This window comes from Paracoccus denitrificans, from assembly GCF_900100045.1.
GTDB lineage: Bacteria > Pseudomonadota > Alphaproteobacteria > Rhodobacterales > Rhodobacteraceae > Paracoccus > Paracoccus denitrificans.
This window is the reverse complement of sequence record NZ_FNEA01000021.1, coordinates 74,408-85,495: the sequence shown is the minus strand read 5'-3', so window position 1 is coordinate 85,495 and position 11,088 is coordinate 74,408. Positions and strand designations below refer to the sequence as shown.

The window sequence follows — 11,088 nt, the reverse complement described above, 5'->3', positions numbered from 1 at the left end:
AGATCAGCCAGCTGTCGACGGTGCCGAAGGCCAGCTCGCCGCGCCGGGCGCGTGCGCGGGCGCCGTCGATATTGTCGAGCAGCCATTTCAGCTTCGAGCCCGAGAAATACGGGTCGAGCAGCAGCCCGGTGCGGGCGGCGATCATCGGCTCGTGCCCCTCGGCCCTGAGCCGGTCGCACAGCCCGGCAGTGCGGCGGTCCTGCCAGACGATGGCGCGGTGCAGCGGCTGGCCGGTCCGGCGGTCCCAGAGCAGCGTGGTCTCGCGCTGGTTGGTGATGCCGATGGCGGCGATGTCGCCGGCATGCAGCCCGGCCTTTTCCACCGCCGCACGCGCCACCCCAGCCACCGTCACCCAAAGGTCCGAGGCATCATGCTCGACCCAGCCGGAAAAAGGGTAGTGCTGCGGGAATTCGTGCTGGGCGCTGGACACCACGCGCAGCCCCGCATCGAACAGGATCGCGCGCGAGGACGTGGTGCCCTGGTCGATGGCGAGGATATGGGTCATCGGCGGCCTGCTGTATCCGGGGTGATGGGCAGGCTGCACCGCGGCAAACAGCCGGTCAAGCGGCTTTCGTTTCCGGGCGGATCGCCGGCGATGCGAACATCGGCGACACCCTCCTGTCCCGCAGGGAACGCTTGCGCGCGGGGCCGGATCGCATAGAGTGATCGCGGTCCAGCCGATGGAGCGCGCCCCGTGGCCCTCAGCATACGCCAGAACGAAATCCTGGAACTCGCCCGTGCCGAGGGGCGGGTGCTGGTCGACGATCTGGCGCAGCGCTTCGACGTGACATTGCAGACGATCCGCCGCGACCTGGGCGAGATGGCGGGGGCGGGCCTTCTGGACCGCGTGCATGGCGGGGCGGTGCCGCGCGCCGGCGCGGTCAACCTGGGCTACGAGGCGCGGCGGCGCATGAACGCCGAGGCCAAGGCCGCCATCGGCGCGGCCTGCGCGGCGGAAATTCCCGACAATTGCAGCCTGATCCTGAACCTGGGCACCACGACCGAGGCGGTGGCCCGCGCGCTGATCCACCATTCCAACATCACCGTCGTCACCAACAACATGAACGTCGCCAATATCCTGCTGGCCAATCCGGGCTGCGAGATCATGGTGGCGGGCGGCGCGCTGCGACGCTCGGACGGCGGGCTGGTGGGGGAACTCACCACCCAGTTCTTCGAGCAGTTCAAGGTGGATTACGCAGTCATCGGCACCTCGGCGCTGGACCATGACGGCGATCTGCTGGATTTCGACCTGGCGGAAGTGCGGGTCAGCCGCGCCATCCTGCGCCAGTCGCGGCGCGCCTTCCTGGTCACCGACCATTCCAAGATCGGCCGCCCCGCACCCGCCCGCATCGCCAGCCTGTCCGAACTGGACACGATCTTCACCGACCAACCCCTGCCCGAGGATCTGGTCCGGCGCTGCGCCGAATGGCGCACCGAGGTGCGGATCTGTCCGCCGGCAGGCTAGGCCAGGCCCTCAGGTCACCGCCGCCCGAGCGGCAAAGCGCGGGTCCGTCCAGCTTTCGCCTTTCAGGACCTCCTCCAGCGTCTCGGCCGCGCGCAGCACATCGACATGGCGCAGGTAAAGCGGCGCAAAGCCGAAGCGCAGCGTCGAAGGTGCGCGAAAATCGCCGATCACGCCGCGGGCGATCAGCGCCTGCATCACCGGCCAGGCATGATCGTGGCGAAAGGCGACCTGGCTGCCGCGCTGGGCATCGTCGCGCGGGCTTTCCAGCTCCAGCCCCAGACCGGCGCAGCGCGCCTCGACCAGCCGGATGAACAGGCCGGTCAGCGCCAGGCTTTTCGCCCGCAGCACGGCCATGTCCACCCCGTCCCAGATCGACAGCGCACCCTTCAGCGCCCGCATCGACAGGATCGGCTGGGTGCCGCATTGAAAGCGGCGAATACCGGGATCGCCCTCGTAACCCGTCTCGAAGGCAAAGGGCCGGGCATGGCCCCACCAACCACTGAGCGGCTGGCGCGCCTGCCCCTGATGCCGGTGCGCGGCATAGACGAAGGCGGGCGAGCCCGGCCCGCCGTTCAGGTATTTGTAGGTGCAGCCCACGGCAAAATCCGCCCCGGCCGCGTCCAGTTCCACCGGCAGCGCACCGGCCGAATGGCACAGATCCCAGACGGCGACGGCGCCCGCCGCGTGGATGCGGGCGGTCAGTGCGGCCATGTCGCGCAATTCGCCGGTCTTGTAGTTCACATGGTTGACCAGCACGGCGGCGACATCGGCGTCCAGCATGTCCTCGATGGTCGCGCCGTCCACGCCCTCCAGCTGCAGCCGCGCGCCGGGCAGGGTCGAGACCACGCCCTCGGCGATATAGAGATCGGTCGGGAAACTGCCGCTTTCCGCGACGACGGTCTTGCGCCCCGGCCGCAGGCCCATGGCGGCATGCAGCGCCTTGTAGATGTTCACCGAAGTGGTGTCCGCCACCACCACCTGCCCCGGCGCCGCACCGATCAGCCCCCCGATGCGGTCGCCCAGCTCGATGGGCAGGTCGAACCAGCCGGCGCTGTTCCAGCTGCGGATCAACTCGCCGCCCCACTCGTCCCGGGCAGCGCGCAGCAGTTCCTCTTGCGCGGCGCGGGTCGGGACGCCCAGGGAGTTGCCGTCCAGATAGACCTCGTCCGGGGACAGGATGAATGCGTCGCGCAAGTGGCGCAGCGGGTCCTGCGCATCCATCGCCTCGATCGCGGCACGGTCGGGAAGGGTCATGGCTTGTCCTTGGCTGTTCATTCCGGCGCCGGGCCGGTCGAGTTGCGGATGATCAGTTCATGCGGGCCGACGCGCTGCAATTCCCTGAGCGGCCGGCCCTTCAGCAGGCCGGCCAGGCAATCGGCCAGCGGTTCCCAGCTGTCGCGCAGCGGCGCCTTGGTCACGCTGAGCGCCGGAAAGAAGGCCGAGGCCCGCAGCGCCGGCAGGTGATCGTCATGTGCCATGACCGAGACATCGCCGGGGATCGACAGCTCCAGCGCCTCCAGCGCCTTGTAGACCCCCTTGGCGATATGGACGTGGCTGCAGATGATCGCAGTGGGCAGCGGCCCGCCCAGGCGGAACATCTCGACGGTCGAGACCAGCCCCAGCGCCTCGGTCATCTCGCCATGCCGGGTCAGCGCGGAGTCGAATGCGATGCCCGCCGCGTCCAGCGCCCGGCGATAGCCGCGCAGCCGGGCCGAGGCGAAGCTGAGCCCCTGCCGGCCATTGATCAGCGCGATGCGCCGATGGCCCAGCCCGGTCAGGTGGCTGGTCATCTGATAGAGGATGCCCTCGTTCTCGATATCGAAATAGGCGTGGTCGGGCGCCGGGCCGATGCGGCCGTGCACGACGAAGGGGATGCGGTTTTCCCGCAGGAAAGCGGCGCGCGGATCGTTATCCGACGGGCTGAACAGCACGAAACCGTCCAGCATGCCGTTGCCGATCAGGCGCTTGTAGACCTCGGTGATCGGCTCGTCCTGGCGCGCGACATGCAACACGAACTGCATGCCGCGGCCCGAGAACTGGGCCGAAAGCCCGGCGACGCCCTCGATGAACAGCCCGTCCTCGGACAGGTTGGTGGATTGCGGCACCACCAGCGCGACCATGCCCGAACGGCCGGTCACCAGCTTGCGCGCCGAGATATTGGCCTGATAGTTCAGCGACCGCGCCACGGCCTTGACCCGTTTGCGCGTCATCTCGTTCACGTCGGAATGGTCGTTCAGCGCCCGGCTGGTCTGCGTGACCGACAGCCCGGCTGCCCGCGCGACATCCTTCAGCGTGGCCAATTCCCCAGCTCCCCCGGCAACCTCTCGGGCCAGCCCCGGCCGCCCGCTTGCCCCATGAAATGTCTAGAACATCCGCCCCGGCCGGTCCATAGCCGCGATCCCGGCCCGGGCAAGCGCCATGGCCGGGCGCGGCATCGCCTGATCGCGCGGTGCGGGCCGGCGCATTCCGCTTTCGGCCAGAACCATGCCCGGCAGGGGGCTCCCTCACGGCGTGGTCGGTCCAAAGAACTGGCAGCATCGGTAAGGTGCCGCCCCTGCCATGCCGCAAGCCCGTCGAAAAAGGGCGCGACGATCCCGTCCTCGCGCCCTTTTGTCTCAATAACAGCCGATCTTGGCGATCCGGCCGTCCTCGCCGATCTCGAAGTTCATCCGGCCGGCGTTGAAATCCATCGTCACCGCATCGCGCGGGCCGATGATGCGCGTGCCGGCCGGCAAGGTCACCCTGTCCAGCACCCCGCGCGGCTGGCCGACCAGGCCGCGAAACGATGCAGCGTTGCAGCTGTCGGCCCCGGGCTGGGGCACCTGTGCCGGAGGCGTCGCCTCGACACAGGCGGCAAGCGCGCAAAGCGGCGCAAGCAACAGGAACCGCTTGATCCCACGCATCCGTCAGCCGCAATCGATATTGTAGATATTGCCTGCCGCATCCAGCCGGAAGACGATGCGCAGCGGATCGTATTCCTGCGGCTCGATGCCGCGATATTCGACGACGCGATAGTCGCGGTTCACGCCCAGGGTCGGGATGATGCTGCCGGGCTGGCCCAGGGCCGAGACATAGTTCTTGGCATGGCAGGCATCGGGTTCGCGCGATTCCAGCCCGCTGACGCCGGCCACCGGCACGGGCGGCAGAGGCGCGACGGCCGGAGCCGGCTTGGGCGCCGGCGCATAGGCCGGGGTGCAAGCGGCAAGCGGGGCAAGAGCAAGAAGCGCGATCAGGGCTCGGGTCATCAGGCAATCATCCAATAAGGGAATTTCTGGCGCGCCATCATAAGGGTGCGTCATGCAAATGAGAAGCGGCCCGTCGACGAATACGGCGCGGCGTTGCAGCGGAACCGCGCCGGTCAATGCCTATTCGGCCGCAGCGACCAGCGCGTTCCCGCCATCGCCGTAGCAGGCAAGGAACATGGCCACCGCGCTGCGGTTCACCTTGCGCAAAAGCTCCTTGTCCACCGATTGCGGACCCAGGAACAGCGCACGGTCGTGGATGGTGACCCCGGCCAGTTCGATAAGCTGGTCGGCCGCCAGTTCCAGGTCGGGAATGCGCAATTCCCCGCGCTGGACGCAACGCTCCAGATAACCGATCAGCTGCTGGCGCAAAAGCGCCGGCCCGGATTCGTAATACTCCTGCGCGAGCGAGGGGAAACGCTCGGCCTCGCCCACGCTGACCCTGAAGATGCGCAGCCCGAACTCCGAGATCATATGCGCCGAGATGATCAGGACGATAAAGGGCAGAACCTGCCCGACCGGAAGCTCGACCTCGATCAGCGCGCTGGCATCGGCAGCCTCGCGGGAAAGCTCGTTACGAAAAACCTCCATGAACATGACGCGCTTGTCGGGAAAATAACTATAGAGTGTCGCCTTCGACACACCCGCCTCTCGGGCAATGTCATCAACGCTTGCCCCCTCGAACCCATCGCGCAGAAAGATCGTCCTGGCGCCCTCTAGCACCTGCAGGAATTTGCGACCGCGCGTTACTGGAAGAGCCTTAGGCATCCACGAGTACCCCCTGATTACTCCTTAACTTGTCTCGCGAAACCGCGGGACAAAACACAGACACCGGAACGCCGCCGAAATCGAGCCTTTCCGTTCATAAGGGCAAACCAGATTCTTTGCAAAGCTTCTGCGCGGCATGAAGCGCAATATGTCTAAAACTTGTCGTGGATTGTCGCGGGACTCATCACGGATCGCAGGGGGATCATCGGAATCGGCGCGGCCTTGCAGCGCGAACCGAGAGAACCGGAAGAACCGATGCCTTTTTCCGTGATCCCCTGCGACCTGCCTTGCAGCCGCGCCGGCAGGGCGATGGAAAATACGCCGGCCCTTGCCGTGAAACCCGGCAAGGCAAGGGCCGTTTTCACGATTCACGCCCCGAGATCATAACGGCCGCTGATATCGGAGACGAGGCCAGCCCGGATCGTCAGGCGCGATTCGGCAGGGGCCGCGCATCCCCGGCCGCGATTGGTGCTGATCGCCCCGGCTCCAGCCAGCTTCTTACCGAGGCCCTGCATCGTCATGCGCCATCGCGCCGCAGCCTGTCCCGCCGAGCCTGCCCGGCCAGATCCTTGCGCAAGGCATGCACGGCCTCGCCGCGGCCGAATTCGCGTGCGGCAGCCTGCCGGACCTGTTCATAGCCGGGCAGGATCCGGGCCAGCTCGCCCTCGGCCGCCAGCAGGGCCCGGCTGCGTTCGCCCGCCAGGGCATTCGTCAACCGCGCCTCGGGGATCGAGAACGGCTGGTCCGAGCGATAGATCGCCTCGAGCTCAGCCTCCAGCCGGCCGATCCGATGGCGCGCCGCCTCGACATGCGCGCGAAAGGCGGCCAGGCGCCGCATTTCCATATCCGCCTTCAGCCGGGCGATCCGTTCCAGCCCGGCAAGCGCATCGCTGACGCGCCTCATATCCCCTCCCTGCGCCGGGGCGGGCTGCCCCATCCCTCGCGCGCCTTCTTGCGCATGGCCTCGGCAAAGCGGATGGCGGCGGCGACCGGAGCGAAATGTTCGGCCTTGATCTCCTGTCCGATCTCGACCGTGGCGTGCAGGGCACGGGCGCAGGGCGGATCGGACCAGATGGGCACCCGATGATCCTGCGCGCGCTCGCGGATGCGGCGGGCCACGTCGTCCACCCCTTTCGCCAGGCAGACCGGAGCCCGGCCGCTGCCGCGTTTCCACTCCAGCGCCACCGCATAGTGGGTCGGGTTGACGATGATCACGTCGGCCTTCTGGACATCGGCCAGCATGGCGCTGAGCACGATGTCCACGCCCTTTTGCCGCCGCGCGGCCTTCAGGTGCGGATCGCCCTCGTTTTCCTTGTGTTCGTCCTGCATCTCCTGCCGGGACATGCGGTGCCGCTTCAGGTATTCGAGCCGCTTCCAGATCAGGTCGATGATGGCGAAGATCGCACCGATCCCCAGCGCCAGAAGCACCGCCCGGCGCAGGATCAGACCCAGCCCCTCGACCCATTGCAGATCCCGCATCGCGCCCGAGGTCATCAGCCAAGCCAAAAGCGAGGCGTAGAGAAACCAGCCTCCCACGCCGACCAGCAGGGCCTTTCCCAGCGAGATGGCAAAGGTGACCAGCCCGCTCTTGCCGAATTTCTGCGCGGCATTCTTGACCGGGTTGACGCGCTTGAAGTCGGGCAACAGCTTCTTGGGCGTCAGCACGACGGAACGCTGCGCCACCATGCCAAGCAGGATCGGCAGCGCCATGATCGCGACCCCCGCGACGGTCACCAGCCCGGCCTGCCCCGCCAGGGCACGCGCCAGATCGGCGACCGCGCGCCCTTCGGCATCGGGCCATGGCTCGCCGCCCAGGACGCGCGCGGCCATGCCGAGCCATGCCGGCACGGCCCAGATCGTGGCGAACAGTGCAGCGAACCAGAAACCCAGATACATCAGCGCCGATTGCAGTTCCGCCGAGCGCGGGACATCGCCTTCCTGCCGGGCCTTGCGCAGCTTGCTTTCCGTGGCGTCGAACTGCTTGTCGTCGTTGTTTTCCCGGCTCATCGCAGCAGTGCTCCCATTTTGCCGAGAACCGCATCGACCCAGACCGAAAGGATCGAAGGCGCCAGCATCACAAGCGCCAGCAAGGCCAGCAGGATCGCCCCCGGCGCACCGATGAAGATCACCGGCAGCGTCGGCATGACCTTGCTGATCATGCCCGACAGGACCTGGAACAGGAAACCGCCCAGGATGAACGGGGCCGCCAGCAGCATGGCCAGAACGAAGCTTTGCCGGACCAGTGAAACTGCGCTGGGCAAAGCCTCGGAGACCTGCGGCCAATCCCCAAGAGGCCGCAGCACCAGGCTTTCGCGCAACAGGTCGCATGCAAGGACCGGAAAGCCCAGAGCCATCAGGACGGCCAACCCGGCCAGATGCATCAGGTTGCCGATGGGGTGCGGGGAATATTCATTGGCCGCGCCGATCAGCTGCGACAGCGACGCGGTCGCAGCGATGGCCGTGGCAGCGATGTTCAGCGCAACGGCGAACAGCCGCACGAGCCCGCCAAGCACCAGCCCGGACAGGATCTCGGCCCCTGCCAGGGCAGCAAGATGCAGCAAACCGTCAATTCCACCCACCGATTGCGCATGTTCCGCCAGCAGGGGCGTGACCGCCATGACCAGCGCCGCGCGCACCCGGACCGGCATGGCGCGCTCGGAGAAAACCGGCAGCATCAGGAAGCAGGCCTGCACCCGGCAATAGGTCAGCAGCAGCCCGGCCAGCATGGCCGCCAGGCGCGGATCCGCCAGCAACTGGGTCATGGCCCGACCGTTCCCCGCAGCCTGACCTGTGCGCCCGGGTCGATCTCGTCCAGCCCCAGCACCGGGGTCGCGATCCCGGCCGAGGACAGCATCATCCGCACCAGGCGCCGACGGTGATCGGGCACCGCCAGGACCACCTCGATGCCGGGTGGCAAACCGCTCAGCGTGGCCTGCAAGGCATCGGCCAGCCGTTTCTGGATCTGCGGGATGGCGCCATTCCCCGCCCTTGCACTTTCGGCTTCGCTGCGGGCAATCTCTGCCTCCCATTGCGGATGCAGTTGCAGCAATTCCAGATAGCCGTCCTCGTCCAGGAACTGCTCGGTGATCTGGCCACGCAGCCGCTTGCGCACCTGCTCATAGACGGCCTCGGGCGAGGCACCGCCGCGCGCCTCATGCACCGCATCGGTGATCAGCACCAGGTTGCGGACCGAGATCCGCTCTTCCAGCAAGCCGCGCAGGACGGCCAGCAGCATCTCGGGCGGCACCTTGTCCGGCACCATGCTGTCGAAGAACCGCTGGTTCAGCTGGGCGCGATGCTCGTCCGAGACGCTGCAGAGTTCGCGGATCATCCGCTGCATCGAGGACATGGTCAAAAGCGCGGGCAGGTTGGTCTTGACCACCTCCATCAGATGCGTGGACAGCACCTCCATCGGGGTCACGACGGTAGCACCGGCGATCGCCGCCTCGTCCTGCCATTCCGGCGCGATCCAGCGCGCGGCGCTGCCATAGACCGGCTCGCGCACGTTTTCGCCGTCCAGTTCGTCGAGCATGGCTTCCGCACCCAACGCCAGCACGCCCTGCGGCCGCAGGACACCCTTGCCGCGCACGACGCCCTGCAACCGGACGACATACTCGCCCTCTTGAAAGCCGGTGCCGTCCGTGATGCGGACATCGGGCAGGATCATCCCATAGGCGCGCGCAATGTGCAGCCTGAGGTTGGTGATGCGCTGGCCCAACCCGCGCACCGGATCAAGCGCACTGAGAATCAGGCCCGCACCGATCTCGACGCATATCTCATCAGTATCCAGCACGTCGCCAATGCGGGTCTGCGCCGAGGCGGCGGCATGGGATTCCACGGGTGCCGCATCCTCGGGTCTGGTCTTGTCCTGCCGGGCGCGAATGAACCAGGCCGCCACGCCCAGCACCGCAGCCAGGCCGAAAAAGACCAGCGTCGGCATGCCGGGGACCAGACCGATGAACAGCATGCCCACCGCGCAGATGAAGGGCACCTGCCAGTTGCTGAGGAATTGCTGCGACAGCAGATCGGCGGTCGTCTCGGTCGCCCCGCCGCGGGACAAGAGCAGCGCCGCCGCCATCGAGGTGATCAGCGCCGGGATCTGGCTGACCAGCCCGTCCCCGATGGTCAGCCGGGAATAGGTGGACATGGCCTCGGCCACCGGCATGCCGTGCAGGATCACGCCCGCGGCCAGACCGACGAACAGGTTGATCAGCGTGATGACCAGACCGGCGATGGCATCGCCCTTGACGAATTTCGATGCCCCGTCGAGAGAGCCGAAAAAGCTGATTTCGCGTTGCTCGCGGGCGCGGCGGCGCTTGGCCTCGTCATGGTCGATCGCACCCGAGTTCAGGTCGCCGTCGATGGCAAGCTGCTTGCCCGGAAGGGAATCCAGAGCGAACCGGGCCGAAACCTCGGCCATGCGCCCCGACCCCTTGGTGATGACCATGAAGTTCACCACCGTGATCACGGCAAAGACCGTCAGCCCGACCAGAAGCGAGCCGCCGGCCACGAATTCGGCGAAGGCCTCGATGACATGGCCGGCGGCATTGGCACCGTTCTGGCCATTGGTCAGGATCAGCCGGGTCGATGAGATGTTGAGCGACAACCGGATCAGCAGCGAGACCAGCAGCAGGACCGGGAAAGCCTGGAAATCCGTGGGTTTTTCCACAAGCGAGGCCATCACCAGGATCAATGTCGCGCTGGCGATGGACAGCGCGATCCCCAGGTCCAGCAGCCGCGCCGACATGGGGATGACCATGGACAGCACGATCAGCAGCAAAACCCCGGTGATGATCAGCGGCCGCACCGCCCAGCCCGCTGCGGGTGTTTCGGCAATGCTCATTCCTGTGCTCCCTGGGGTCTTGCCGGTTCCAGCAGGCGCTCAATGCTCCAGGCCGGACCGATCAGCATGCCCGACCGCCTGAGAAAAATCAGGACCTCGATCCGGTCGGAGGGCGAAAGCCGCATCAGCCTGTCGTCGATATCCGCAGGCAGCGGCTCATCGTAAAGCAGCCGGTCCGTCGCGTCGCGGATCATGCCCTCTCGGGTCGGCACCCCGCCTGCGGCGGCTTCGGCCAGCGCGGCGGACAGGATCAGCGCCGCGATCACGACGCCCTCTTCAGCTCGCGCAGCGCGTTCTCGAGATCGCCGAACGAGGGACGGACATGATCGGGCGCCGATTGCCGGCCTACCTCGACACACAGATTGGTCGCATGCTGATGCAGGCCCGCCACCAGGACGGATTTGATCACGTCGTAAAAGGCCTGGTCCTGCTTGGTCACGGCCCCCAGCCGCTGGGCGAATGGGGCGACGATCGCATAGGCCAGGAACACGCCCAGGAACGTGCCGACAAGCGCGCCGCCGATCATCTTGCCCAGCACCTCGGGCGGCTGGTCGATCGAGCTCATGGTCTTGATCACGCCCAGGACGGCCGCGACGATTCCCAGCGCGGGCAGCGCATCGGCCATGTTCTGCAATGCATGCGGGGCGTGCATGGTTTCTTCGTTCATCAGGCCGATACGCTGTGAAAGCATCTCTTCGACCTGATAGGAACTGTGACAGTCTCGAAAGTTTCCTTGAAAATCAAGGCAGCGAAAGGGACACATCGGGCAA

The 11,088-nt window shown here is 66.8% G+C and carries 13 protein-coding genes and 1 pseudogene; 1 reads left to right on the top strand and 13 read right to left on the bottom strand.

Annotated elements, in window-relative coordinates:
- Positions 1-505: FGGY family carbohydrate kinase (locus BLT64_RS18105; protein ID WP_254777245.1), on the bottom strand; the 505-nt coding region annotated here is incomplete at its 3' end.
- Between the two features lie 189 nt (positions 506-694).
- Between BLT64_RS18105 and BLT64_RS18100 the strand changes: the two genes are divergently transcribed.
- On the top strand, positions 695-1,465 hold the full coding sequence (locus BLT64_RS18100) for a DeoR/GlpR family DNA-binding transcription regulator (RefSeq protein ID WP_011748899.1): 771 nt from the start codon (positions 695-697) through the stop codon (positions 1,463-1,465).
- 9 nt (positions 1,466-1,474) lie between these two features.
- On the opposite strand, the gene kynU is transcribed toward BLT64_RS18100, so the two are convergent.
- The 12 genes and pseudogenes from kynU to BLT64_RS18045 all read right to left on the bottom strand — a co-directional run.
- Positions 1,475-2,719, bottom strand: a complete 1,245-nt coding sequence (kynU, locus tag BLT64_RS18095; RefSeq protein ID WP_011748900.1) for a kynureninase — start codon at positions 2,717-2,719, stop codon at positions 1,475-1,477.
- Between the two features lie 17 nt (positions 2,720-2,736).
- Positions 2,737-3,765 carry a substrate-binding domain-containing protein gene (locus BLT64_RS18090; protein ID WP_011748901.1) on the bottom strand — a complete coding sequence of 343 codons (1,029 nt, stop codon included), beginning with the start codon at positions 3,763-3,765 and terminating at the stop codon, positions 2,737-2,739.
- 315 nt (positions 3,766-4,080) lie between these two features.
- Positions 4,081-4,368: an I78 family peptidase inhibitor gene (locus BLT64_RS18085; protein ID WP_011748902.1), complete on the bottom strand. Its 288-nt coding sequence runs from the start codon at positions 4,366-4,368 to the stop codon at positions 4,081-4,083.
- A 3-nt stretch (positions 4,369-4,371) separates the two neighbouring features.
- The gene (locus BLT64_RS18080; protein WP_041529982.1) at positions 4,372-4,710 is read right to left on the bottom strand and encodes a hypothetical protein; all 339 of its coding nucleotides are present in this window, start codon (positions 4,708-4,710) and stop codon (positions 4,372-4,374) included.
- Positions 4,711-4,830: 120 nt separating this feature from the next.
- Positions 4,831-5,475 (bottom strand): TetR/AcrR family transcriptional regulator, encoded by a 645-nt coding sequence (locus tag BLT64_RS18075; RefSeq protein WP_011748904.1) that lies wholly within the window; start codon positions 5,473-5,475, stop codon positions 4,831-4,833.
- A gap of 152 nt (positions 5,476-5,627) precedes the next feature.
- On the bottom strand, positions 5,628-5,840 hold the full coding sequence (locus BLT64_RS26485) for a hypothetical protein (RefSeq protein ID WP_128492957.1): 213 nt from the start codon (positions 5,838-5,840) through the stop codon (positions 5,628-5,630).
- Positions 5,841-5,992: 152 nt separating this feature from the next.
- The gene (locus BLT64_RS18070; protein WP_041530287.1) at positions 5,993-6,379 is read right to left on the bottom strand and encodes a hypothetical protein; all 387 of its coding nucleotides are present in this window, start codon (positions 6,377-6,379) and stop codon (positions 5,993-5,995) included.
- On the bottom strand, positions 6,376-7,482 hold the full coding sequence (gene flhB / locus BLT64_RS18065) for a flagellar type III secretion system protein FlhB (protein WP_011748906.1): 1,107 nt from the start codon (positions 7,480-7,482) through the stop codon (positions 6,376-6,378). The genes BLT64_RS18070 and flhB overlap by 4 nt, the downstream gene beginning before the upstream one ends.
- Positions 7,479-8,237 carry a flagellar biosynthetic protein FliR gene (locus BLT64_RS18060; RefSeq protein ID WP_011748907.1) on the bottom strand — a complete coding sequence of 253 codons (759 nt, stop codon included), beginning with the start codon at positions 8,235-8,237 and terminating at the stop codon, positions 7,479-7,481. The genes flhB and BLT64_RS18060 overlap by 4 nt, the downstream gene beginning before the upstream one ends.
- Positions 8,234-10,318, bottom strand: a complete 2,085-nt coding sequence (locus BLT64_RS18055; protein ID WP_011748908.1) for a flagellar biosynthesis protein FlhA — start codon at positions 10,316-10,318, stop codon at positions 8,234-8,236. Before BLT64_RS18055 ends, BLT64_RS18060 begins: the two co-directional genes overlap by 4 nt.
- Entirely contained in the window at positions 10,315-10,584 is a 270-nt protein-coding gene (locus BLT64_RS18050; RefSeq protein WP_011748909.1) for a hypothetical protein, read from the bottom strand. Before BLT64_RS18050 ends, BLT64_RS18055 begins: the two co-directional genes overlap by 4 nt.
- Positions 10,581-11,048 (bottom strand): annotated as a pseudogene (locus tag BLT64_RS18045) (MotA/TolQ/ExbB proton channel family protein); the annotation flags it as partial. The gene BLT64_RS18050 and the pseudogene BLT64_RS18045, both read right to left, overlap by 4 nt.
- Positions 11,049-11,088 lie beyond the last annotated feature (40 nt).